Genomic DNA, 26,300 nt, shown 5'->3' with positions numbered 1-26,300 from the left:
ATTCGTGTACCTCGCTAAGACGTCAAAAAAGAGCTCTGATTTTCAGGGCTCTTTTGCTTTCTAAATTATTAAAATCACACTATCGAACGACTCAATAGTCACTCTTCTCTCTGACAAACCTTGCGAACTTTGGTTTTCCGTTTTGAGTGAGGCCGTTGTAGCGAAAAGTAATACGGCTGCCAATCTCGGGTGGCGATAATCTCATTTTGTCAGTAAACCCGCTGCCAATGTAAAACTCTACGCCCTGTTCGTTGTGAACTAAGATGGAACCCATCATTCCTTTGTATTTGCCCGTTCCGGTTTTATAACCAATCACTGTGGCTTCAGCATCATGGTGCCTTTTGAGTTTTAATAAGTCATTGCTGCGACCTGCTTGATAGCGGCTAGTGATCTTGCGAAGCATCAAACCCTCGCCATGTCGCTCATCTACGTTGTCGAGTTGGTGAAACAACGCTTCTTCATTCTTAATTGGTGAATGTTCAACATAACCGACGTGTGACTCATCGATTACGCTCACCCAATGCAAGATGTTGTAATAACGCTTTTGGTAATCTCCGGCTGCACCTGGCATATCGAAGAGCATGAAGTCGATCTGTCGCCAAGCGGTATCGCTAGGAGTGTGGTCTAACACCGTAGATTGAACAAGATGGAACTTCCCTCGTCCAGCCCACAACTCTCCTTCTAAGTGCACTTCTGGCAAGCTCTCTGTAAACCACCTTGGTGCGTAAATTCGATTACCATTTCTTGTATAAAGATGCTTTCCATCCCATAAGGCTCGAATACCATCGAGTTTCTCACTTGTCCAATACTCAGAAACGTCTATCCCTTGTTTATAGGTATTGGCTAATACTAACTGTTCAGGCGGTAAATAAGATGAGTGAGATGGCAAGGAGAATGCCCAGAGTGTTGCAACCGCCAATTTGGTTAATCTCATCATCTAATCCTTATCCGCTTTCTGTTTTGATCTGCTATTTACTCGAGTACTTTTTCCTTCAAGTATTTTTATCCTATGTGGTCTCGAATTACGGTACATGAGATTTCCTTAGAGATGCGATCCAATCTTCAGTCTTATTTAACTTAACGTTTCATTCGCAATATCAATCAATTGTGACTCTCAAAAATCCATTCATTTTTACTTCTCATATTGAGAAGTGGCGTTTCTCAATATGACACCCACCCAAAGAAAAACTCTAACTCATTGAAAATAAACAACATAAAAGTTGGCACATTCAGTGCAATTCTAAACTCATGCATTCAAGGAGATATCATTATGGAATTACGCAAAATTGACCTAAACACAACAACGCTGACTCTTTCTATTTTCGGTGATTTAGACGCAGCGGGTAGCCGCGATGCACAGACAGACATTGACGATGTGATTTCAAATGATGGTCACCAAGAGATCGAAGTCGATTTCAGTGAAGTGCAGTTTTTGGACTCTTCAGGTGTAGGCGCGATTGTTTATATGTTCAAACGCCTAACTGAACGTGAAAGAAATATGCGCTTGGAAAACGTATCAGGTCAGCCACTAGAAATTATGAATCTACTGCGTATTGGCCACGCTATCCCGGTTAACTCAAAAAATCCTACCAATTCATGAAGATCCACTAAGCTAGAAGTAACTAAAAATAATAATAAAAAGAAAAACAAAGGACGTTGGCATGAAAAAACTTAAAAACTACATAGCCCTTTCTCTGTCTGTCCTAGTTCTGGGTTGCACAAGTTACCCAGAACAAGGCACCGGAGGTTTAGCGGAAAGTTATGATTCCATCAACTATCAGAACTCTGACTTCTCTCCTGTCATGCCCGATGAGCCGCTTGGTCCTGAACACGGACTACGTTTTGATTGGCAACTAGCAAAACTACATTTAGATGCCCTAATCCAAGAAGGTGCGCGCTGGTGCTTCCCTGCTGCCGTTGTTCAAGCCATTGAAAAGCAAAATCGTATTGCACGAGAACTGCAAGGTGGTCTGTTGCTCGATGCCGCCAACGACCTTGTTATCCAAAGAAAACGCCTTAATGAACTTGAATTCCAACTCGACTACGTTACCTCGCAAGCTCGCTGTGAACCGCCTCAAAATGAAAACCAGTTCCGTATGCGGTTATCTGTGATTGAACAGCTGTATGACCTGTTAAATGTTGATAACCAATTCGCGCAAGACTCTACCGAAGTAAACCCTAAGTACATGGGAAAACTGGCTGAAGCGTCTTACATTCTAAAAGAAAACAAATCGTTAGATTTAATTGTTACTGGGCACGCAGACGCGACAGGCTCAGAAGAGTACAACGACAAGCTAGCACTTGGACGAGCAAAACAGGTCGAACGTTACCTCACCATCTTTGGCCTTAGCCCACAACGAATCAAGGCTGTGTCTGTTGGTGAAACGGTACCGCTTTTTGAGGGTGAAACCGCAGGCACTCTATTAACGAACCGCCGAGTGAGCATTGAAATTATCTCGCCTAAGAACGCAGCGAAGATGGGAGGTGCACTATGAAAACACTGATCACATTGTTCATCACATTCTCACTTTTCTCTGCGAATTTTGTTCAAGCTAATGACGAGTTTTCAGACGCTGTGCAAGTCGGTGACCTTATCCAAGTTAATGTTCCCGGCGAAAGCAGCCTAAACACAGGCTTTCAAGTCGATAAACGTGGTCGTATCACCCTTCCAGAAGTCGGAACGGTATTCGTTGCTGGATACGACACTGAGCAGCTGAACAAAGTTGTCCTAGAGGCTCTGGCTACGGCTTATAAAGATCTTTCTAACGCATCTGTGTATGTGAAAGAACAACAAATCATTATTTATGTTCAAGGCTATGTAGAACAGCCGGGCGAATACACGCTTGCATTGGGTTCTAGTATCCAAATGGCATTGTATGCAGCGGGCGGTTTACGTCCGGGCGCACAGCTCGACAAACTGATCTTAAAACGTGGTGCCGACAAAAAAGAGTTCAATTACAAACGTTTTCTAGATTCCGGTGACGAAGCTAACCTACCGACACTGCAATCGCTAGACTCTCTGTTTGTTCCAGCTTCCCCACTTGTGGGGAATATCGAACAAGAGTTTGATGCAGCAAAGCTTGCAAATTCTGGCGACAGTGCAGATTCTCGCAACGCCATCAAGGTGTTTGGTGAGGTGAACGCACCCGGCTCGTTTACTTACAAAGAAAACACTGACCTAGTTGATGTGCTGATGCGCTCTGGAGGCGTAACCCGTTATGCCAGTGTCGAGCAAATTCGCGTAATTTCAAACAACACACCTACTCTGTTCAACCTTAAGCGCTACCTGGATTCTGGCGATGAAAGCTTGTTGCCAACTCTGCAACCCGGCTCAACCATTTTTGTTCCGAAACAAGAAGAAGAGATTAAATCGGGGGCGAACATGGTTTACGTAATGGGTGAAGTTGCTGCTCCCGGCGCTTTCGAAGGCAAACGCGATGCGACCTTCATGGACATCCTTGCGAACGCAGGCGGCCCAACTCGATTCGCAGAGTCACGACAAATCCGAGTAATTAAAGCGGATGGCAGAGTGCTTAAGTTTGACTTAGCGGCTTACACAGAAGGCCTACCGAACTCTAACCCACCGAGCATAAAAGCGGGTGACGCGATTTTCGTTCCTGAGAAAACCGACATGAATGAGAAGTCTTGGTTGAAGATTACCCCAGACAGAGCGGTTAATGTTATTGGTGAGGTAAACCGACCTGGTCGTATTGAATGGTCAGATGAAATGAACTTTATGGGATTACTCGCTCACGTTGGTGGCCCTACGCTGCGTGCTGATACATCAAAAATTGAAGTTGTGACGGGTAGAAAGCTAGTCGTATTTAACCTAGATGATTTTATCCGTAATGGTGCGCCACGAGACCAAATGCCTCAAATCCGAGCTGGTTCTATTGTGCGTGTTCACGACTTACCACAAGATCCTTCAGACAATAAATCACAATGGGTTCGTCAAAGCTCAGATGCTTCGATCTACATCTTCGGGCAAGTGAATGCACCTGGTCGTTACCGCTTCACTAAAGATATGCACTTTCTAGATATCTTGTCTGCAGCCGATGGCCCAACTAAAGATGCCGACATACACAATGTACGTGTGACTCACCGTGATAAAACCTACTCTCAAGTCAGTAAGTTAAACCTATCACTATACTTCGAAACGGGTGATGAATCATTGCTGCCAAACGTTACCACTGGCGACACCATCTACATCCCTGAGAAAGGTAAAAACTGGTTAGATACGCCAAAAGAAGAAACGGTTCGAGTACTGGGCGCGATCAATAACCCGGGTCGTTACGTGTTTAACGACAACATGACTATCTTAGATATCTTGGCAGAAGCGGCAGGCCCTACTGACAATGCTTATGTGGAGAAGATTACTATTGTGAACATGTCTTGTTGCCAAGGCCAAGCTCGTACCTTCGACCTTGTTGAGTTCAGTAAAACGGCGAACATCTACAACCTACCAGTGCTGCGTGCAGGTGATACGATTTACATTCCAGACCGTCGTGAAAGCTTTATTGAGAAAGCCCGTGTTGGCTTAGATGACATCCTACGTATTACCACCACTATCGTGTTAATAGGAGCGTTATAATGACTATTTCAGCAACGCATGCCGAAGTTGAACAACTGTACTTAGCTTCCGAATTGAATGGACAACGCTCTATCTGTGTGACGGCTTGCCATTCAGGTGACGGCGTAACATCTATCGCAACAGCATTGGCCGAACGCTTCTTGTTAGCGGGTCACTCTACCTTGTATGTTGACCTCAACCTTTTCAACTCTGCGTTTAAGAACTTGCATATGCTTGAAGAAGAACACACAGCGCAGCTTATTGAGCACGTAGAGTCTCAACGAACGTTTATTGGTGTCCCTGCTCCACAAGTTGCATCAACTCAGTTAGCTTACAAAGATCCAGCGACGCTTAAAAAAGCGGTGACCCAGTGGTTAAGTAAATACGACCGTGTAGTCATTGATACGTCGCCACTACTTAATATCAACAAAGGTAATATTCCTGCTCAATCTGTGGCGAGCGCGTGTGATTGTGCGTTACTTGTCGTTGCTTATGGTGAAACGTCGAGTCATCACCTAGAGCAAGCCAAGAAGCTTCTCGATGCACAAAGCATTTCATTGATGGGTTGTGTAATGAACATGAAGAGTAATCCAAGCTTCGCCCAAGAACTGATTAGACAAATCAATCGAATGAAGTTTCTTCCGTCTAAGCTTCGCGACCGCCTAGCCAACAAGCTTTATCAAAATGAGTTTTTGAACCTACCTATGTAGCATCTCCTATTAGGTATGTCCGCTCTCATTTTAAAAGTGACAGACTCCACTCAGGTTGGCGTTAGAAGCACCTTCCTCTCTGCCCGAACAAATCTTAGTTTGTTATTTTTGACGAAATTAATGCTAAAAATAAGATTTTCAAGAACATTCAACGCATTTCACACACGCCAATTATGGTCTTACCACCTTCAATTCCACTCAAAGATCAACAGCCCCTAGCCTAACTTTCGCGGTAATGTGACACAGACTGTTAAAGCGCCATGTAAATCGCATCAAAGATGGAATTCGTACGATTATTCCCTAAGATTATAAATAGAGGTGGTTTTTGACGAATTTGTAATAGTTTGACAAAGTTATCCGATGGCTGTGAAACACAGTGGATAAATCAAGCAAATCACACTTTATGCTTTGTTGGTTTACCTACTCATCTCCCGCTATCCCTCCTTCTGCTCAAATGGTTCAAGTACACGGAAAGGATCACCATCGAGCAATTTAGTTAGTCAACAGACCTTGATTAGCTTGGTTGTATTATTAAAGAGAAAGGAAACTCAATATGAAATACAAGTTAAGCTCCGTATTTTTGTTAGTTGCAGCAGCCAGTGGTCATGCTAACGCTGGAGAATGTGGCAGCGTAACAATCGCAGACATGAACTGGAACTCTGCAACTTTAATCGCCAACATTGACCAATTTATCCTAGAACACGGATACGGTTGTGATGCTGAACTTATCCCTGGCGACACAATGCCAACTGGCACGTCGATGATTGAGAAAGGCCAACCGGATGTTGCACCAGAACTTTGGAGTAACAGCCTGAAAGATGCCCTTGATAAAGGTGTTGAAGAAAAACGTCTTCGCTACGCAGGTAAAGCACTTGTGAATGGTGGTGAAGAAGGTTTTTGGGTTCCAGCCTACCTCGTTAAACAAAACCCAGAAATGGCAACCATTGAAGGTGTACGTAAAAACGCATCTTTGTTTAAGCACCCTGAAGACCCAGATACATCCGCATTTTACAGCTGCCCAGCAGGTTGGAACTGTCAAATCAGTGCCGCTAACTTGTTTGACGCACTTAACCTAGAAGACAGTGGTTTTACCATTGTTGACCCAGGCTCGAGTGCCGGTTTATCTGGTTCTATCGCGAAAGCTTACGAACGTGAAGAAGCTTGGTTTGGTTACTACTGGGCACCGACTGCGGTTCTTGGTAAGTACGACATGGTGAAAGTCGACTTTGGCAGTGGCGTTGATAAAGAAGAATTCATCAACTGTACGACTCAAGAAGGCTGTGAATCACCTAAAGCGACCATGTACCCGCCTTCACCTGTCCACACTATTACCACTGAAAGTTTTGCGTCACGCGCACCGGAAGCGTATGACTACTTTACAAAACGTGGTTTCACTAACGACAAAATGAACGCACTTCTTGCTTGGATGGAAGACAACCAAGCTGATGGTGAAGAAGCGAGTATACATTTCTTAAGCGAATTCCCAGAAGTATGGCACCCATGGGTTTCAGACGAAGTCGCTAAGAAAATTGAAGCTGAGCTGTAACTGCTAGATTTTAAAACTAGCTATATTTCAGCAAAAACTAGACTTCATTAAAACGGAAATAACGTCGCTATACTTGATGTTATTCATAATTCGGAGCCTTGTTCTTACTCATATTCAACGAATGGTAAGGACAAGTTACTCCGAACTATAAGGATATAAAATGGCCGACAGCAATTGGTTATCAAGCTTTCCAGAGATGGAACGCTCTGATTTACGAGCAATAAAAAAAGCGCTAGATGGTGCTTACCGCGAATTTTCCCGTGAATACGGCGAAACGATTGAATCATTATTTGACCCTCTTCTCTCTTTCCTTGTTTGGTTTGAAAAACTCCTCATTTCTACTCCATGGCTGATCGTTCTTGGTGTGTGTACTGCCTTAGTGTACGCCGCGAGTCGATCATGGAAACTGGCATTAGGTTGTGTCGTTTCACTGCTTCTCATTGGTTATTTTGGAATGTGGGAAGATACAATGCGGACACTCAGTATCATTACTGTGTGTACCTTAGTCTCGATTTTCCTCGGTATCCCGATTGGTATTGCGATGGCACGTTCTAATCGTGTGCAATCCGTCGTGACCCCGTTACTCGATATCATGCAGACCATGCCTGCATTCGTTTACTTGATCCCAGTGGTTATGCTGCTTGGTATTGGTAAAATCCCAGGTCTAATCGCTGTAGTTATCTACGCAATCCCTCCTGTTATTCGCCTAACTAACCTAGGCATCCGCTTGGTTGATAAAGAAGTGTTAGAAGCGGCAACCGCATTTGGTGCGAGCAAGAAACAGCGTTTGTGGGGTGTTCAATTGCCGCTAGCTATGCCAACGATTATGGCAGGCATCAACCAAACCATTATGATGGCACTGTCGATGGTGGTTATTGCGTCTATGATTGGTGTTAAAGGCTTAGGCCAACCGGTTCTTAAATCGATTACCAACCAATACTTCACTTTGGGCTTAATGAACGGCTTTGCCATCGTTGCCCTCGCGATTCTATTTGACCGAGCTTCACAGGCTTATGCGCGAAGAACCAATGCGCACCTAGGAGGATTCAAACATGACTAAACCATTAATCGAAATTAGTGGCCTGTTTAAAGTGTTTGGCCCTAAGCCGCAGTCGGTGATGAACCGAGTTAAAAACGGTGAACACAAAGACGAGATTCTTGCAGATACTGGCCATACCGTTGGTTTGAAAGAGATTAACCTCGAAATCAATCGTGGCGAAATCTTCGTTATCATGGGTCTTTCAGGCTCTGGTAAGTCGACTTTGATTCGACACTTCAACCGTTTGATTGACCCAACTGAAGGCAAAATCACGGTTGAAGGCATAGATGTAATGAGCCTTAACACGAAAGAGCTGGAAGAGTTCCGCCGTCATAAAATGTCGATGGTATTCCAGCGCTTTGGCCTAATGCCTCACCGAACTGTGGTTGAAAACGTTGCATACGGATTGGAAGTTCAAGGCATCAAGAAAGAAGATCGTTTAGCGAAAGCCAACGAGTGGTTAGAAACTGTGGGTTTGAAAGGCTACGGTAATCAGTACCCTGCCCAACTTTCTGGTGGTCAGCAACAACGTGTCGGCTTATCACGCGCTCTGTGTACCAACGCTGAAATCTTGCTGATGGATGAAGCCTTCTCGGCTCTCGATCCTTTAATTCGTAGCGAAATGCAGGATCAACTTATCGAGCTTCAAGAAAAGCTTCATAAGACGATTGTTTTTATCACCCATGACTTGGACGAAGCTCTACGTTTAGGTGACCGAATCGCAATTTTGAAAGACGGTGAGCTGGTACAACAAGGCACGCCACATGAGATTCTTTTGAATCCTGCCGACGATTATGTTGAAGCGTTCGTAAAAGACGTTAACCGAGCTCGAGCATTGACTGTAGAAACAGTGATGCAGCCTCCTCTATACCGAATCACAGCAGAAACCATTGAAGGCGCATTAGCGCAAATGAAGATGCTTAAACACGATTACGCATACCACGTAACCGATGATGGTTATCAAGGGCTTGTGACCAAAGAGAGCCTGCAAGATGCGGTAGAAGATTCAACGGTGCACGACTTCAGCGACGAGATATATGAAGAAGTGCCAGCGGTTCTACCCGATGCTGTGATTGAAGAAGTACTGCCAGACACCATGTCTTGTGACTACTCGCTCCCTGTTGTCGATGAGGAAGGTAACCTTAAAGGTGAACTTGAGAGAAGTGCTGTAGCGGATATCTTCTCTGAAAATAGCGAGGAAGATGTAGAACCTTCCCCAAAGCCAAAGATTGATAAAGCCTCTTAGCTTAACAAGGTACTACTTACAAACTTAACCTAGGCCACTGTATTGATTTGATGCAGTGGCCTTTTGTTTTGTTCAGCCTTTCCGTTATGTCGGCTCTCTATACGAATCGCTCATTAGACACTTAAGTGCATATTTCATGAGTAAAAACACATGAAATCAACTCGTTACATCCATAGCTTGAGTGCGCAAAAACGTCTATCAGCACGATTCAATGCGATAGTTTTTAAGGCAAGCAGTTGAAATTATTCTAGAAAATGACTAAAACTTAATAGTACCTATGGATATTAAGCTCAAGCAGACGTATTGGATTACGACTTAACAAAAGGACTTCGTTTGATGAATTCGACTTTAACGTCAGACACACCTCAAAATGTAACAAACCAAGTAGACCTCGAGCTTGTTGATGAAAGCGTTCTGGAGCAAATGATTCGGGACACCAGTGCGGACATCATCCCCATATTAATCGACCATTACGTGACGGAATCACAAACTCGTTTATTAGCGATCAGAGAAGCAACAAGTAATCGAGACGCTCAAACACTAGAGTTTGAGGTACATACCCTCGGCAGCACTGCGCTTTCGTTAGGTAACCGTCCATTGGGCGAGTTATCACGTGCTTTAGAGCAACAATGTTTAGAGCAGGAACATGACGAAGCGTTTCTTCGAATTGATGAGTTGCTCGAACTTGCAGACCGCTCAATCAAAGCCCTACTTGAACGAAAAGAAGTGGGATTCAGCTGATCGTTTTCTCACAGCTCATGTATCTATTTACAGCGCACTCCCACAACACAAAGTGATATTAAGAGATTGCATGCGGTAGATAACAATTACATTCGAATCGTATTGATGGTTACATGTCACTATGTTATTGATTGGTTAGGATAAAGTTTCAAAAGGAATACACAATGCGCCCTAAAGTATTGTTAGTTGAAGACTCCACCTCCCTCGCCGTACTGTACAAACAGTACGTTAAAGACGAGCCCTACGACATATTCCATGTCGAGACAGGTGCGGAAGCCAAAACATTTATTGAAAGACATTCTCCACAGCTGGTTATTCTAGATTTGAAACTGCCCGACATGCCGGGAGAAGAAGTTTTGGATTGGATCAGCGAAAATGATATTCCAACGGCCGTTATCATCGCAACGGCGCACGGCTCGGTGAATATCGCCGTAGACCTCATTCAGCGCGGTGCGGAAGACTTTTTAGAAAAGCCCATTCAAGCCGACCGTTTAAAAACGTCTGTGAGTTTGCATCTACGTAGAGCCAAGCTCGAAAACCTTGTCGACAACATTCAAAGCAAATTCGACCGCGACCGTTTTCATAACTTCATTGGTTCATGTTTACCAATGCAAGCCGTCTACAAGATTATTGATTCCGTCGCCCCTACTACTGCTAGTGTATTCATCAATGGCGAAAGTGGTACTGGTAAAGAAGTGTGTGCTGAAGCCATCCACCAAGAGAGCCAACGTGGTGACAAGCCTTTCATTGCCATTAACTGTGGTGCTATTCCTCGTGACTTGATGGAAAGTGAAATTTTCGGCCACGTTAAAGGTGCGTTTACCGGAGCGACAACAGACCGTAAAGGCGCAGCAATGCAAGCACACGGTGGCACACTGTTTCTCGATGAACTTTGTGAAATGGAATTGGAGATGCAGAAAAAGCTTCTTAGATTCCTACAAACCGGTACTTTCACGCCACTGGGCGGTAACCGTGAGATTAAAGTCGATGTCAGAATTATCTGTGCGACAAACCGAGATCCATTAGTCGAAGTGGAAGAAGGTCGATTCCGTGAAGATCTCTACTACCGCGTACATGTAGTGCCTATCGAGATGCCACCATTACGTGAAAGAGGAAGTGACATTGTCACTCTGTCAAATCACTTCTTGAAGCTGTACGCGAAACAAGACAAGAAGAAATTCAAATCTATCGACAAAGAAACTCAAGCGCTTCTTAAACGCTACACGTGGCCAGGTAATGTTCGTCAATTGCAAAACATCATTCGTAACATCGTGGTGTTGAACAATGAAACGAGCGTAACCAAAGAGATGCTGCCTCCGCCGATTAATAAAGCAGAAAGCACAAAACCAAAGAGTGTCACACCGATACGAAACGTCGCGCCAGTAGCTGCTAACACCCCTGCTCCTGTAGCCGAAACTAAACTGCCACCTATCACACCTGAAGAGTTGGAACAGACATCAGCACCTCAAGCTCAAAGCGAACCGATGACACCTGCGTTTACTACTACGGAAGGTGCTATTCGTCCAATGTGGCAGATTGAACGTGAGGCCATTCAACATGCTATTAATCATTGCGATGGCAACGTGTTGAATGCGGCCGTGTTATTGGAGCTCAGCCCTTCTACGGTTTATCGTAAGAAACAGGCTTGGGAATCGGAAGATGAGTACAATCAAGCCTAACCTTGAAGGGCTTAACCAAGTCCATTCTGTTCAAGCTCAGGAGGTTACAACCCCTGAGCCACAAGAGATTTGGCTGTTAATCGACAGCCAAACCTTTGGAGGAATCGAAACTCATGTTATTGAGTTAGCATCAGGCTTGATTGAGCATCAATGTAAAGCACGAGTGATACTGCTTACCAAGTTCGAACCTCTTCCTCCTATCATCACTCGTTTGACTCAACTTAAACTTCCTTTTTGTCATCTCAGCGACATCGCACCAAGTCAGGGTAATGCATTGTCACAGCTGAAACTGGCTATTACTGAATTCCAACCATCACACATCCATGCTCATGGCTACAAAGCGAGTATTGTCGCTAAGCTGGCCAAGTTAACGATGAGTAGTTCCGATAAAACACGTCAAATATCAACCTATCACGCAGGCGAAACTCCAACTGGAAAAGTGTGGCTCTATGACTTTTTAGATCGATACACGAGCGTGATTTCTGATCATTCATTGGTGGTAAGCGATAAAATTAAAGAAAAGCTCCCTTCGAAAACCACGCTACTCAACAATTTCATCGCGATTCCTGAACGTCCACGCTCACCTCATGTTTCTGACGAGACTCAGATTGCAGATTCGACTTATCACGTTGGATTCGTAGGTCGCTTAAGTCATGAAAAAGCACCAGACCGATTTGTTACGCTTGCTCAAGCTAACCCTGCTCACCATTTTCATCTATTTGGTGATGGTCCGGAAAGACAAGCGTTAGAAACCAGTAACTGCAAAAATCTCACGTTTCATGGTCATCAAACCAACATGAGTAGTGCATGGCAAACCATTGATGTTTTGGTTATTCCATCCAGATACGAAGGGTTACCCATGGCAGCGCTCGAGGCCATGGCGCGTGGAATACCTGTTATCGCAACAAACGTTGGTAATCTTCCACAGTTGATTGAACATCAAACCAACGGCTATATCGCACAAAGCGAAACACAACTCCAAACATGCTTAATTGAATGGCTTGGTCTTTCTAGCCAAGAGAAATACGTCATGAGCCAAAAGGCTAGAAACACGATTATTGAACAGTACTCCCCGCAAGCTGTCATTCCACAAATATTGGCGTGCTACGGTAACTAAACACCTTAAACTCCGCATGCCTCTGTGAATAATCTTTGACTCATACCGCTGCCAATTTGATTCTCATTTTGAATTACGCTCAAATAGGTGATTCCGTTACCTAAAATAGCCATTAAATACAGATAGTTAAATATAAAACATATTTGGCATTCACCTTGCTATAACTTTATTTAGTTGGAATTTAGCTAGGTGAAGGAAAATACAATGCGAGACCAAGTGAATCGAACACCGTTGATTGTCGGGCTCTCCTTCTTGAGCCTTATTATTGGCGTTGCTTGGTATCTGGTCCCTCACCCAGTAGTAGTGATTGTCCTTGCTTTCATTCCTTTGGGTGCTCTTTTCGTTATCAACAAAGCGTTTTGGTTTGTACTTTTGTTTGTGGTGTTTTCCTTCTTCCGTATTCATGAGGCGTTACCACAACTTTATCCGCTTAAAATACCTCTACTGTTATCGATGGGCGCTCTGTCAGCCCTTTTATGGCATTCACTGGTCAGCAGAGAACTGAAGATCTTTTGGCACCATTCATTCAATTGGCTGGCGATATTCTGGGCTTTAACCACCATAGGGGTTGTCTTTGCCTCTAATAGACCTATCGCATTAGCAGAATTCACGGGCGTTTATTGGAAGATAATAGTCATGACCCTAGCGATTGCTTGGCTCGTGAATACCACAGAGAATTTGGCGAAAACGGCGATGACTATCATTTACGCCGGCGCCTTAGTAAGCGCGATTGCGGTCTACAACTCCATAAACGGTATTGGGTTGGTTGAAGGTTCAAGGGTCACCATAGGACGAGATTTTGGTTCTATGCTCGGCGACCCGAACGATCTGTCGCTCGTACTTATGTTCCCACTCGCCTTCACAATCAGCCAAGCGAGTACACCGGGTATTTCCTATTTCAAACGAATTATCAGTGCTTTAGTTTGTGTTTTGTTGCTTGCAGCAATCATAGCAACTCAAAGCCGTGGTGGATTATTGGGGTGCATCGCTGTAATTGGTATCTTTGCCTGGAAGTTGGTTCGTTCTAAAGTCTTGTTGATTTCGTTAGGTTCAGTTGCCGCCGTTGTGCTTTATCTGGTTGCGGGAATCTCTGATCGCGCGTCTGGCGGCGCAGCAGAGCAAGGCATCGATGAATCCGCCATGGGTAGGATATATGCGTGGGAAGCGGCGATAAAAATGGCGATAGACAACCCGCTGACTGGCGTTGGGCTAAACAACTTCTTCTCTAACTACTTCTTTTACAGCTCTCATTGGGACGGTCTGAACCACGCTGTTCACAGTACTTGGTTTGGCGTATTGGCCGAAACGGGCTTCATCGGCCTGATTGTTTTTGTCATTCTGATTGTCTCATTGATCAAAACTTCGCGCGTAACTCTCGAAAGGCTTTCAAATTCTACGACACACGTGCCACCAGAACTTAACGCGGTAGCTTACGCTGTTTACGCCGGCCTTATCGGTACTATTGTGTCGGGAACCTTCCTAACTCAGGGTTTCAACTGGCCCATTTACATACTCGCTGCACTCACTGTATGTGTTTCCAACGTATCCCAAACTGCTTGTCAAAATGAGAAAATCTAAAGGCCTTATTTTAACCCATTGAAAAATAGTGAGTTAGTTTGTGGCACAGTATATGAAAGTACTCCTATATAACAATACATAAGGAGTTTCATTATGACGTCAGCATCTATCCACCAATTCAAACATTGGCTTAAGTTCCACCCGAATTCTCGAATTCGGAATGTGTTTTTCATTTTGAAAAATATCAGAAGTGCCGAATTACCGACCCCACAAATTTTCAATCGCGCTCTATACCAAGTACACAAACTTATTGTGAACATCATCGGCGGGGTTACGCGCTTTTGTTATTGGACGCCTGCATTCAAAGGTCGAGTAGCCCAAAGTGGTAAACGTTTATATCTGTATGGCGGTCTTCCGTTCGTCAGCGGCCCACTACAAATTTCTATCGGCGATGATTGTCGAGTGTCTGGCCACACAACATTTTCTGGGTGTACCCAGCCACTAGAAGGTTTAGAGCACCCGCTGTTGTCTATTGGTAACAATGTCGACATCGGTTGGCAGTCAACGATTGCAGTTGGTAAGCGCGTCATCATCTCAGATAACGTTCGTATTGCAGGTGGCGCATTCCTGTTTGGTTATTCTGGTCACCCTCTTGATGCAAAACGCAGAGCACTAGGTGAAGGCGACGACCCACAACAAATCGGCGATATCATTCTTGAACAAGATGTATGGCTAGGCACAAATGTTACGGTAAAAGGCGGAGTGACCATTGGTGAAGGCGCTGTGATTGCTGCCGGCAGTGTCGTAACGAAAAGTATCCCTGCTTTTGCTATTGCTGCGGGTAACCCCGCACGAGTGGTAGGACAGATAAAGTCAGTAGAAGTGACAGAGTCAGACGTATTTGATTCATTAGAAACTCATGGAGGTGACCATGCGTGATCTCATTGTATTCGGAGAAGACTTCGGTGGCCTTCCATCATCAACACAACATCTCGTGCGTCATTTGGCACTGCGTCATAAAGTGTTATGGGTTAACTCGATTGGTTTAAGACAACCGAAGCTGTCAGCTAAAGATGCTACACGAGCGTTCAACAAGTTGTTTGGCAAGACTAAAGCGGTAACGCAGAACATGCTTGATTCTGAGGGGCACGACAACATTACAGTCGTTAACTTAAAAACAATACCCGCACCAGACTCCGCAATCTCAAGAAAGCTAGCCAAGTTTATGATGTTACATCAGTTAAAACCGATCATTGCTGAACTCAAACTGGAAGCGCCGATTCTATGGACCTCCCTTCCGACAGCGGTTGATTTGTGTGGACACTTAGGTGAGTCATCGGTGGTTTATTACTGTGGTGACGATTTTAGTGCGTTAGCTGGTGTCGATCATGACACGGTAGCCAAGCATGAATCTGAGCTGATAGAAAAAGCAGACCTGATCTTTGCGGCTAGCGATAAGTTGATGACTAAGTTCCCAGAAGACAAAACACAGCTTTTGCCACATGGTGTTGATGTGAGTCTTTTTTCAACTCCCGCACCTCGAGCAACAGATCTACCAAGCAGCCATCGCCCTGTTGCTGGTTTCTACGGCAGTCTTTCAAAGTGGCTCGATTACGACATGATAGAACGCGTCGCCAGTGCAGCGCCTGAATGGGACTTTGTATTCATTGGCCCAAACGAGCTTGATACGCTAATGCTGCCAAAGTTGAGTAATGTGCATTACTTAGGCCCTCGCCCACACCACACTCTGCCAAGCTATTCGCAGCACTGGGATGTGAGCTTATTACCCTTCGTTGATAACGAGCAGATCCGAGCTTGCAGTCCACTCAAATTAATGGAATACCTTGCGGCTGGTACACCAATTATCGCAACACCGTTCCCTGCTTTGCTTCCATACCAAGAGCACGTAACCACGGTTGGCAGTGCCAACCAAATGATTTGGGCGCTTGATCATGCGCGCCAGCTAAGCAATTCACCTATCTCTGTCGTCGAACAAGACAGCTGGCAGAACCGTGGTAACTTCGTACATTGGATGTTGGAGCTATTATGAATAACCTAAAACTACGACTGTTGGTTCTATTAAACGCAGCTTGGCGTCAACGTTACGTTATCTTGGTGCCGATTCTAATTCTTCCTTTCGTCGGGTTTGGCGTGAGTAAGTTAGCACCAACCAAATACGACGCGCACACCAGTATGTTGATTCAAGAAACCGCTAAGATGAACCCTTTTCTTGAAGACATCGCGGTATCCACCATGCTGAAAGACCGCATGAGTGCACTTCGCACCTTATTGCACAGTCGACATGTACTTTATTCTGTGGCGCAAGAACTTGAACTAACGACACCTGATATGTCGGACATCGAAAAACAAGAGATCATTACTGACTTATCTCAACGTTTGTCCGTCACACAACTAGGGAAAGACTTCCTAAAGATAAGCCTAAGTTCGGATACGCCAGTTGGTATGGAGGCAACGCTGCGTTCGGTTAGTGAACATTTCATTGAGCAGTTGTTGGCACCAGAACGTTCTTCTATCCAAGACTCAAGCAGTTTCCTTAAAATTCACATAGATGAACGAAGCGCTGAGCTCGCTCAAGCAGAAGAAGCACTCGCGGTATATGTGAACGAAAACGTGCATTCAACTCCAGAAGTTCAGAGCCAAAGTTTGAATCGATTGGCCTCGTTGAAACAAACACTGGCTGAAAAAGAAGCCGAACTATCAGGCGTTCAAAAAAGCTTAGGTTCAATAGACCAACAACTTTCAAAAACGAATCCTGTTATCGGACGATTAGAAGATCAGATCATCGATATCCGTAGCGCTTTGACTTTGCTACAAGCCAAATACACTGACCAACACAGCGCAGTGCAGGCAAAAGTTCGCGAGTTAGAACGACTTGAAAATGAAAGAAAAGTGTTATTAGAACTAAAACAACCAAGCATGAATAATGACCAGTTGTGGGACATAGCAAGTAGTACAACATTGAACAAGCTTTCTGACACGCAACCCTTGTTAGTAACACAGCTTCACAGCTTGCAATTGGTTCGCGCACGTTTTGAATCATTAAAAGAAGAAACAAAAAGCCTTCGCACCATGATTTTTGAACTGGAAAACAAAGCCAATAACTTTGGTGAAAACGCCAAAGAAATGTATCGATTGCAACGTGATGTGAATATCAAACGTCAACTTTATGATGAACTGACTGAGCGTTACGAAATGGCGCAGTTAACGGGATCTCTCGGTGTATTTGAGGAAAACAAACGTGTGAAGATCATTGATTTACCCTTTACGCCGAGCATCAAATCTAACATGCCGACTTTCATATTTATCCTTGCTGGTTTAATTGCGGGTATTGGCTTAGGTGCAGGGTTAGCAATCCTGTTCGAACTTTTCGACTCTTCAATCAAACGTAAAAGCGAAATTGAAGATATTTTGGGTGTTTCTGTTATAACCGTTATTCCCAAAATGAGTTAAATCTTTGAGTCCTAGTTAACCTGCTAATCACGTATGCGAAAACACCAACAACACGTTGGTGTTTTCGTTTCTGATATGGCTTATTAAGGTCAGGCTCCTCCTAAGGTTTCACACCCTTCAACCTTCTTTCCACAGCTCCATATTTACCTTCTGTTTTGATTCCCATTTTGAGAATTGATCACCACGTAACGACCGGCAATCGTAACCCATTGAAAAATAGAAACTAATTATTTGGCACGCCGCGTGCAATGTTAACTTCAGAACAATTTTGGAAGCTGAAAAGAAACATTAGAACGTTAGCGTAAGGGACGAAATTATGGGAAAGCAACTCACAAAGAATGGCAAAAAGATAATACATGTTGTTCAGCACCTTGCACCGGGCGGCTTGGAGACTCTGACCCTAGACCTACTGCGCCTTGCTAAACCAACAGACCAAGTGTTGATTGTCAGTCTAGAAGGAACAAAACAAGACTCGATCAACAACTGGCCTAAGTTAGAGCAGTACCAAAATCAGATCGTCTTTTTGGATAAGTCCCCAGGTGTGCAATTCAATATCATCATCAAATTGATTAAAGCATTTAATGGTATTCAACCTGATGTGGTTCATACCCATCACATCGGCCCCCTGCTTTATGCTGGATATGCCGCACGCGTAACGGGTGTTCCAACTCGAATTCATACTGAACATGATGCTTGGCACCTAAACAATAGTAAACGTCGTCGTTTACAAGCGCTTGCTTTAAAAGCTGCTCAGCCAACGTTGGTTGCCGACGCGACACGTGTTTACAACCAGCTCCACACCGCTTTTTCTTACGAGAACATCATTACCATCAAAAATGGTGTGGATTGTGAGAAATTTAAGCCAATGTCGAAAGAGCATGCAAGAGCAAACCTGAACCTACCAACAGACAAACACATCATCGGCTGTGCAGGTCGATTAGAACACGTCAAAGGCCAAGACCAACTCATCAAAGCGTTGACTCTTCTACCTGAAAACATGGTTGTTGCATTTGCTGGCGGCGGTACGAAACGCAATCAACTAGAGCAACTCACTAGCCGATTGAATCTCAGTGACCGAGTCATCTTCCTCGGCCTAGTCGACGACATGACCACGTTTTACGGAGCGTTGGATACTTTCTGCCTTCCTTCTCGCCACGAGGGGTTGCCTCTTTCAACACTCGAAGCTCAAGCGTGCAATATTCCAACCGTCGCAATGGACGTTGGCGCTGTCGATGAAACCTTATGCCCAGTCAGTGGAACACTCGTTAAAAAAGGCAGTATTACAGGATTAGCCAATGCGTTGTTAGAGAATCAAAATGAACGCTTTTTATCACCTCGACGCTACGTGCTTGAGAACTTCGACATCATCGAAATGGTTTCGTCTTACAACGACATCTCAGAAGGAGCTTACGCATGATAGATTGGTTACTTGCCGGACTTTGTTTATTTTCAGGTGCGTTGATTGTCTATCATCACGCAGCCTACCCTTTATTGCTGCGCTGGTACGCGAAAAACCACCCTGCACGTCAAGTTCAAGAGAGTCATCGTTGTTATAAAGAGGCACAACAAGACTGCACACTTCCTACTATCACCATTCTTGTTCCCGCTTTTAATGAGGAGCAATGGATAGCAGACAAGATTCGTAATCTCGCTTCGTTAGATTACCCAAAGAAGAAGTTGGAAGTGATCATCGCTTGTGATGGCTGTACCGATAAAACCGTCGACATTGCTCAGATGACCATCCAAGAGGCGATGTGTAGCGACATTCATTTTGAGATACACGACCACACACAAAACAGAGGTAAAGTGGCCGTAGTTAACGAAGAAGTGACAAATATTAATAGCGACATTACAGCGCTTAGTGATGTTTCAGCATTGATTTCATTGGATGCGTTGTTAATTGCAGCTGCTCACTTTGAAAGTGACGCGGTGGGTGTAGTAAATGCAACATACCAATTATGCCCAACAGGTAACGAGGGAGAAAACACCTACTGGGAATATCAAACAGCCGTTAAACAGTGTGAGGCATCACTGGGGTCTAGCTTAGGTTCTCATGGCGCCTTCTACTTGTTCAGAACACACCTCTTTGAACTACTTCCATTAAATACCATCAATGATGATTTCATTTTACCTATGCAAATCGTAAAACAAGGTTACATTGCTGAGTATGAAACCCAAATGGTGGCACTAGAGCTAGAAGAATCGAACCTAGAAACAGACTTCAAAAGAAGACTTCGTATTTCAGCGGGCAACATGCAACAAGCGATTCGATTGTTTGGCTTGTTCAGCCCGAAGTTCAAAGGCATCGCGTTTGCGTTCTTCTCAGGCAAAGGACTTCGCCTACTAACACCATATTTAATGATTGTGTGCTTAGTGTGTTCAATTTTACTTAAAGAATACCTGCTATTTGAAGTTCTGCTTTGGGCGCAAGTGGTTGTATACAGCATCGGTTTATTGGGATGTATTCTGCCGAAAAGCCTAATAATCAAACCTATTTCGTTAATTTCATACTTAGTCGTTGGTCATTACGCCAACTTTATTGGTGGCTTACGTTACCTATTTGGACTAGAAAACTCACCTTGGACTCGAGCTAATCGTTAAGGACTGACCATGATAAACATTGACCAATTATCAAACCAAAACCTATACCAAAACAAAATCTCTCGTGCGAAACGTACGTTCGACTTTGTCAGCTCTTTGCTAGCACTGATTATCTTGTCTCCGGTGTTTCCATTTATTGCGCTGGCCATTGTCCTTACGTCACGAGGCCCAATCTTTTATCGTCAACTTCGTGTGGGTAAATCAACACCGGAGAAAATGGAGATATTTGAAATCATGAAGTTCCGCAGCATGTATCAAGATGCAGAGTCTCGTTCTGGTGCGGTTTGGGCTACACAAAATGACCCACGAATCACACCCGTTGGCCGCTTTTTGAGAAAGACTCGTCTTGATGAACTGCCACAACTGATCAATGTATTGAAAGGTGAAATGTCTCTAATTGGCCCACGCCCTGAACGCCCTACTTTTTACACCAAACTAGAGAACGAAATTCCTTACTTCGCTGACCGTACATATGGCGTAATGCCTGGTATCACTGGGCTTGCACAAGTGAATCAAGGTTACGACACCTGCATTGATGATGTACGTCGTAAAGTTGGCTTCGATCATAGCTATGCATTAAGCCTGTGTTCAATGAAATCTTGGATTGCGGCTGACCTAAGCATCATCACTAAGACGATTGTTGTGATGGTCGATGGTCGAGGCCGTTAAAACTAGACTTTGCAGCCAATTGTCAGTTTCCGTTCGCCTTAGTCCCACGGTTTTTGATTCAAGTCCTATTAAAACCAATGAGTCGTTAATTACTCATTGGTTTTTTTCGATTTTATATACCATTTGATATACGATACCGCGAAACATTCTTAGCCTGTGTTCGAAGGACCTTTCAATGAAAATCGAAGATCTTAAATTGTTCACCACCGTGGTTGAGCTGGGTAGCTTTACCGCTGCTGCGAATGCATTAGACCTGCCAAGAGCGAACGTTAGTCGCCGCATCAATGACTTAGAGAAGTCTTTGAACATTCAGTTGTTCTTTCGTACAACACGCAGTTTGTCAGTCACAAAATCTGGCGAACTCTATTACAACGAGCTATTGAAAGCCTTAAGCGCACTTGAAAAGGCCAATCACATGGCTTCCAACTTGTTGGAAGTACCACATGGTCGAGTCAAAATAGGTTTGCTGCCTGAAACCGGTGACATCGTTCAAGCCACCCTATTCAAATTCCAAGACCTTTACCCAGAGATTGAACTTGATATTCGCAGCATCAGTAACGGTTTTATCGACATGTATCGACAAGGGTTAGACCTTGCAATGCATGGAGGTCGTCTGAGTGACTCTAATGTTGTCGCGCGTAAGGTAATGGATTTGCAGCGTATTTTCGTTGCTAGCCCTGAATACATTGCTAAATCAGGTAAACCTACAACGCTTGAAGAGCTGTCTAAATTTCCGTTTGTCTGTTTCCGTTGGCCAAGTGGTGATGTTGATAAGGAATGGGAAATATCAGGCCAAGTTGTAAAGGTAGAACCGTCTATCGTTAGTGACAGTATTGGTTTTGTGAAAGGTGCGTCTACCCGTCATCGAGGTATCGCGTTATTGCCTCAATTGATGGTGAGACAAGAACTTAAAGAAGGCTCACTGATCAATCTTTTTCCTGATCACACCATGCAACAAGAAGAAGCTTGGTTATTGTATCCACAACGCAAAGCTCTCAGCCACGCTAGCCAATTATTGATTGATTTCTTATTACAAGAATTACCAAATCTCTAATTATTGTCATGAATAGTGTGACAGTGTTATACCGTTAGCACTGATTATCTCTAGACTTCATCTCGATAGAATTGCTCCATCAATATTTAGGAGCAATTCATGATGTCCATCTATCGCTACTCTCTACTCGCAGCCACTCTTCTCCCTCTTATCGGTTGCAACCAGTCTGTTTCTACGGAACCAACTGCAGATTCATCTAAAGTAACGGAAGAGCGTCCAATTCAAGTCGTACAACTCGAATCTAAACCTCAACAAGCCAGCAAAGCCTTCACAGGCAAACTTCAGTCGGTTGAAACGGCAGGTGTGGCTTTTCGTGTTCCCGGCACCATTCAAGAATTGTTAGTCAAAACTGGCGATAGCGTGAAAAAGGGTCAAGCGATTGCTCAGTTAGACCCACACGATTACCAAGTGGCGTTAGAAGAATTACAAGCCCGCGCGTTAGAAGCCAAATCAGCACATAAACTCGCAAGAGCCGAATTAGCTCGCGTAAAACAAGCGATTGATGACAATGCAATTGCGGACGTGAACTTAGACCGAGCGATCAGCGGCTACGAACGCAGTGAAGCCGCCGTAAAAGTGGTTGAACAAAACATACGCCGAGCAAAAGACTCGGTTCGCTACACTCGCCTGCTTGCCCCATTCGATGGTGTGGTTGCCTCTTCTAATTTTGACCAATACGAACAAGTGCTGCCGGGTGTCTCGGTTTTCACTATCCACAAGCCAGAACAGCTTGAGGTGACCATTGATGTGCCTGAAAACCTGATTCATCAATTCGAAGCCGAACAGCAAGCCACCATCAGTTGGTATCACGCAAAGAAGTCTATTACTGGTCATGCGACTGAGATTTCTACACTCCCTCACCCAATCAAACAAACCTATTCGGTCACCTATCGTCTAGACGATTTGGCAAATGACGACACACTCAGTCTGTTGCCAGGTAAAGCAGTTACCCTCACCACACAACTGGGGGAAAGCAGCGACAATTTCTGCCTGCCTTATTCCTCCATCGTTAACCAATCAGGCAACGAACAGGTCTTCACCATCAAAAACTCACAAGCCATCTCTGTGCCCGTCAATGTAGCGTCATTCGGTAAGAATACCGCGTGTGTCGAATCAGAACTTCGAAATGGCGACTATGTGGTGGTGAGTAGCGCGCAGTACGTGCAAGAAGGTCAACATTTCTCATCAATCCAAGTAAAAGATCTGTAGGTACGCACCATGAACTTAGCTGATTTTGCTATAAAGCAACGAACCTTCGTCCTGTTCTTCACTGTGTTGAGTGTCATCGCTGGTCTGTACTCATATTTTGATCTCGGTAAGCTCGAAGACCCTAGCTTCACTGTCAAAACGGCCGTTGTTGTTACGCTCTACCCCGGCGCCTCAGCCGAAGAAGTGGAACAACAGGTAACAGATACGGTAGAAACCAAGCTTCAAGAAATGGCGAACTTAAACCGCCTGCGCTCTTTGTCTCGTCCGGGCATGTCGATGGTGTTTGTCGATTTAAAAGAGTCTTTGAACTCAAAAGAACTGCCACAAGATTGGGATTTACTGCGCCGTAAAGTATCAGACATGAAAATGCTTCTACCGAGCACAGCACAAATCAGCATTGTGCAAGATGAGTTTTCTGAAGTGTACGGCATGCTTTTCTCTGTGTACGGTGAAGACGCTTCTCCTTCAGAACTACGCACTTATGCAGAAGAGTTACAACGTCGCATTAAAACCGTCGACGGCATTAAAAAAGTAGAGCTGCATGGCGTTCAACCTCGCGTAGTGCATATCGATATTCCGGACGAACGTTTAGCGCAATATGGTTTGTCGATGGCTCAGGTTTGGAGTCAACTCAATACACAAAACGCAACATTTGATGCGGGTAAATTTGCTGCGGGCAGTGAGCGTATTCGTGTTCAGCAATCTAGCCAATTCACTTCACTCGCTGATATTAACAACCTTATGATCAAAGGTGGTGTCAGTGATTTGGGGACAGGTCTAATTCGACTTGGTGACATTGCTGATGTGACTATGGGTTACCAAGAACCAATGATGACGGAAAACCGCTACAACGGCGTACCAGCCGTAACTCTTGCAATGAGCCCTGTCTCTGGCGTGAACGTTGTATCTTTGGGTGACGATATCAATCGAGTGGTTGACGAGTTCCAAGCATCACTGCCCTTAGGTGTTGAAGTCGCGACCGTTGCTAACCAACCTGAAGAAGTTCAGAAATCGATAGATAACTTCGTAAGCAACTTGCTTGAAAGTGTCGCGATTGTGTTTGTTGTGTTGTCGATTTTCATGGGTCTAAAGAGTGCAACGATTGTTGGTTCAAGCCTGCTATTGACGATTCTACTCACGCTTATCTACATGAACATTGCGGCGATCGATTTGCATCGTGTGTCTCTGGGTACGTTTATCCTTGCGCTCGGCATGTTAGTTGATAACGCAATTGTGATTACCGATATGATGATCGTGAAGATCAACAAAGGTATCGACCGAACTGCAGCAGCCATTGATTCTGTGAAAGAGACAGCGACACCCTTGTTTGGTGCAACAGTAATCGCGATTATGGGTGCGAGTCCGGTTATCTTCTCTCAGACCGATGCCGCTGAATTTGCCAGTTCAGTATTCTTAATCATTGCCTCTTCGCTACTGTTGTCTTGGTTTGTAGCAATGACCTTCACCGCTCTTATGTGCTGGATGTTCATCAAACCAACCAAACAAAAAACCGACTCTAAAGTGAGCTTATACCGCAAAAGCGTGAACTGGACGGTCGATAATCCAATCAAAGCGTTGACTGCCCTCGTCCCACTTATTCTGGTCACCGCGTTGGCGATTCCGAACATAGCGATTAACTTCATCCCGCAAGCGGATCGCCCTATCTTGTTCCTTGATTACTGGCTTCCGAATGGCGCGAAGATAGAGCAAACCTCACAAGACATGGAACGCATTGAAGCATGGTTACTTGAACAGCCAGAAGTGACCAATATTTCAACCTATGTGGGCGCTGGCGCACCGCGTTTCTCGGTAACCATTGAGCCTGAACCGTTCGACCCTGCTTATGGTCAGATCTTGATTAACGCTGTTGATTACCCATCGCTCAGCACACTGATTGCTCGTGGTGACAAATGGCTAGCGAAAGAGTTTCCTGACGCCGATCCGCGATTCCGAGGTTTAAAACTGGCGACCTCAGATAAATTCAGTGTCGAAGCTCGCTTTTCAGGCCCAGATGTAGCCGTGCTGCATGACCTGTCGAATCAAGCGAAAGCCATCTTAAAAGCGCACCCTGATACCAAATACGTGCGTGACGATTGGCGACAAAAAAGCAAAGTGCTTGAGCCAATCATCAACCAAGACAAGATTCGTCTGGCTGGTATCAACCGAGCAGACATCGCATTCGCAATGAAGCGCGCCTCTGAAGGCATGCCACTGGGTCGAATGAACCTAAACGATGAGCTGATCACCATTCAGCTTCGAGGCACATATAACAACCTAGAATCACTAGAAACATTGCCTGTTCGTTCGCTATTGGGCTTACACAGCGTGCCTTTAGGGCAAGTGGTGGATGGTTTTGAACTAACAAGCGAAGAAACTATGATTTGGCGTCGTGACCGAGTGAAAACCATTACTGCACAAGCCGGTGTTGGCCGTTATACCACTCCTGCTGCTGTTAGAAACTCAGTAATCGATGACATTGAAGCCATCGCACTTCCACCGGGCTACAGCCTTGAATGGGGTGGCGAATACTACGACGAGCATAAGGCGGTGAGTGACATCCTAAAACAACTGCCTAAAGCGATGCTGTTGATGGTGATTATTCTGGTCGCGATGTTTAACGGCTTTAAACAACCAGTGATTATTCTGACCACTCTACCGCTTGCGGCGACGGGGGCGACGTTCAGCTTGTTGTTATTGGATAAACCGTTCGGCTTTATGGCATTGATCGGCGCAGTAACCCTGACAGGCATGATCATCAAAAACGGTATTGTACTGATGGACCAGATTGAACTTGAACGTAAAGACGGTCGCACACTGTCGGATGCCATCAAAGAAGCGACGGTAAACCGTACTATGGCAATCTCAATGGGCGCACTCACCACAGCACTTGGCATGATCCCGCTACTTACGGATCTCCTGTTCGACCAAATGGCCGCAACGATTATCGGTGGCTTGGCGGCTGCAACCGTGTTGTCTCTGTTCGTTATGCCTGCGTTGTACAAACTCTTCTACCGAGGAGAAGAAAAGGTAAGCGTGTCAGACGCGATTAAAGATGCGGTGGTCATGCTTGATACAACGCCTAGCAATACAGACAACCAGCGAACCAACATCACTCAATAAGGAGCAGTAA

At 44.7% G+C, this 26,300-nt stretch carries 21 protein-coding genes; 20 read left to right on the top strand and 1 reads right to left on the bottom strand.

From position 1 onward, the window contains the following. Nucleotides 1-91 precede the first annotated feature (91 nt). Nucleotides 92-937: a DNA ligase gene (locus OC193_RS07900; protein ID WP_307862878.1), complete on the bottom strand. Its 846-nt coding sequence runs from the start codon at nucleotides 935-937 to the stop codon at nucleotides 92-94. Nucleotides 938-1,270: 333 nt separating this feature from the next. On the opposite strand from OC193_RS07900, the gene OC193_RS07895 reads away from it, so the two are divergent. The 20 genes from OC193_RS07895 to OC193_RS07800 all read left to right on the top strand — a co-directional run bounded on the left by OC193_RS07895 (nucleotide 1,271) and on the right by OC193_RS07800 (nucleotide 26,290). Further along, a complete protein-coding gene (locus OC193_RS07895) occupies nucleotides 1,271-1,600 on the top strand; it encodes an STAS domain-containing protein (protein ID WP_019823092.1) in 330 nt (109 codons plus the stop codon). Nucleotides 1,601-1,661: 61 nt separating this feature from the next. After that, on the top strand, nucleotides 1,662-2,495 hold the full coding sequence (locus OC193_RS07890) for an OmpA family protein (protein ID WP_048665012.1): 834 nt from the start codon (nucleotides 1,662-1,664) through the stop codon (nucleotides 2,493-2,495). Continuing rightward, entirely contained in the window at nucleotides 2,492-4,591 is a 2,100-nt protein-coding gene (locus tag OC193_RS07885) for an SLBB domain-containing protein (RefSeq protein ID WP_048665011.1), read from the top strand. Before OC193_RS07890 ends, OC193_RS07885 begins: the two co-directional genes overlap by 4 nt. Further along, nucleotides 4,591-5,280: a P-loop NTPase family protein gene (locus OC193_RS07880; RefSeq protein WP_048658709.1), complete on the top strand. Its 690-nt coding sequence runs from the start codon at nucleotides 4,591-4,593 to the stop codon at nucleotides 5,278-5,280. The genes OC193_RS07885 and OC193_RS07880 overlap by 1 nt, the downstream gene beginning before the upstream one ends. Before the next feature lie 553 nt (nucleotides 5,281-5,833). Then, the gene (locus OC193_RS07875; RefSeq protein ID WP_048658708.1) at nucleotides 5,834-6,826 is read left to right on the top strand and encodes an ABC transporter substrate-binding protein; all 993 of its coding nucleotides are present in this window, start codon (nucleotides 5,834-5,836) and stop codon (nucleotides 6,824-6,826) included. A gap of 160 nt (nucleotides 6,827-6,986) precedes the next feature. Further along, the gene (locus OC193_RS07870) at nucleotides 6,987-7,886 is read left to right on the top strand and encodes an ABC transporter permease (RefSeq protein WP_048658707.1); all 900 of its coding nucleotides are present in this window, start codon (nucleotides 6,987-6,989) and stop codon (nucleotides 7,884-7,886) included. Continuing rightward, entirely contained in the window at nucleotides 7,879-9,111 is a 1,233-nt protein-coding gene (locus OC193_RS07865; RefSeq protein WP_048665010.1) for a quaternary amine ABC transporter ATP-binding protein, read from the top strand. The genes OC193_RS07870 and OC193_RS07865 overlap by 8 nt, the downstream gene beginning before the upstream one ends. Nucleotides 9,112-9,447: 336 nt before the next feature. Continuing rightward, nucleotides 9,448-9,852, top strand: coding sequence for an Hpt domain-containing protein (locus OC193_RS07860; protein ID WP_048658705.1), 405 nt, complete (start codon nucleotides 9,448-9,450; stop codon nucleotides 9,850-9,852). 164 nt (nucleotides 9,853-10,016) lie between these two features. Continuing rightward, on the top strand, nucleotides 10,017-11,531 hold the full coding sequence (locus OC193_RS07855) for a sigma-54-dependent transcriptional regulator (protein WP_048666381.1): 1,515 nt from the start codon (nucleotides 10,017-10,019) through the stop codon (nucleotides 11,529-11,531). Continuing rightward, complete coding sequence (locus OC193_RS07850; protein WP_048665008.1) at nucleotides 11,512-12,648, top strand: glycosyltransferase family 4 protein; 1,137 nt, start codon at nucleotides 11,512-11,514, stop codon at nucleotides 12,646-12,648. Before OC193_RS07855 ends, OC193_RS07850 begins: the two co-directional genes overlap by 20 nt. A 204-nt stretch (nucleotides 12,649-12,852) precedes the next feature. Beyond that, the gene (locus OC193_RS07845; RefSeq protein ID WP_048665007.1) at nucleotides 12,853-14,226 is read left to right on the top strand and encodes an O-antigen ligase family protein; all 1,374 of its coding nucleotides are present in this window, start codon (nucleotides 12,853-12,855) and stop codon (nucleotides 14,224-14,226) included. A gap of 93 nt (nucleotides 14,227-14,319) precedes the next feature. Continuing rightward, nucleotides 14,320-15,105 (top strand): acyltransferase, encoded by a 786-nt coding sequence (locus OC193_RS07840; RefSeq protein WP_048665006.1) that lies wholly within the window; start codon nucleotides 14,320-14,322, stop codon nucleotides 15,103-15,105. Continuing rightward, a complete protein-coding gene (locus tag OC193_RS07835; protein ID WP_048665005.1) occupies nucleotides 15,098-16,216 on the top strand; it encodes a glycosyltransferase in 1,119 nt (372 codons plus the stop codon). Before OC193_RS07840 ends, OC193_RS07835 begins: the two co-directional genes overlap by 8 nt. Then, the gene (locus OC193_RS07830; protein ID WP_048665004.1) at nucleotides 16,213-17,637 is read left to right on the top strand and encodes a GumC family protein; all 1,425 of its coding nucleotides are present in this window, start codon (nucleotides 16,213-16,215) and stop codon (nucleotides 17,635-17,637) included. The genes OC193_RS07835 and OC193_RS07830 overlap by 4 nt, the downstream gene beginning before the upstream one ends. 316 nt (nucleotides 17,638-17,953) lie before the next feature. After that, complete coding sequence (locus tag OC193_RS07825) at nucleotides 17,954-19,054, top strand: glycosyltransferase (protein ID WP_048665003.1); 1,101 nt, start codon at nucleotides 17,954-17,956, stop codon at nucleotides 19,052-19,054. Beyond that, the gene (locus OC193_RS07820) at nucleotides 19,051-20,238 is read left to right on the top strand and encodes a glycosyltransferase family 2 protein (RefSeq protein WP_048665002.1); all 1,188 of its coding nucleotides are present in this window, start codon (nucleotides 19,051-19,053) and stop codon (nucleotides 20,236-20,238) included. Before OC193_RS07825 ends, OC193_RS07820 begins: the two co-directional genes overlap by 4 nt. A gap of 9 nt (nucleotides 20,239-20,247) precedes the next feature. Further along, nucleotides 20,248-20,907 carry a sugar transferase gene (locus tag OC193_RS07815; RefSeq protein WP_048665001.1) on the top strand — a complete coding sequence of 220 codons (660 nt, stop codon included), beginning with the start codon at nucleotides 20,248-20,250 and terminating at the stop codon, nucleotides 20,905-20,907. 175 nt (nucleotides 20,908-21,082) lie between these two features. Then, a complete protein-coding gene (locus OC193_RS07810; RefSeq protein WP_048658695.1) occupies nucleotides 21,083-21,961 on the top strand; it encodes a LysR family transcriptional regulator in 879 nt (292 codons plus the stop codon). Nucleotides 21,962-22,060: 99 nt separating this feature from the next. Then, the gene (locus OC193_RS07805; protein ID WP_048665000.1) at nucleotides 22,061-23,170 is read left to right on the top strand and encodes an efflux RND transporter periplasmic adaptor subunit; all 1,110 of its coding nucleotides are present in this window, start codon (nucleotides 22,061-22,063) and stop codon (nucleotides 23,168-23,170) included. Nucleotides 23,171-23,179: 9 nt separating this feature from the next. Beyond that, nucleotides 23,180-26,290 (top strand): efflux RND transporter permease subunit, encoded by a 3,111-nt coding sequence (locus OC193_RS07800; RefSeq protein WP_048664999.1) that lies wholly within the window; start codon nucleotides 23,180-23,182, stop codon nucleotides 26,288-26,290. Nucleotides 26,291-26,300 lie beyond the last annotated feature (10 nt).

Source organism: Vibrio crassostreae, assembly GCF_024347415.1.
Classification (GTDB): Bacteria; Pseudomonadota; Gammaproteobacteria; order Enterobacterales; family Vibrionaceae; genus Vibrio; species Vibrio crassostreae.
The sequence above is the reverse complement of the archived record's forward strand: the minus strand, read 5'-3'. Positions and strand labels throughout refer to the sequence as shown.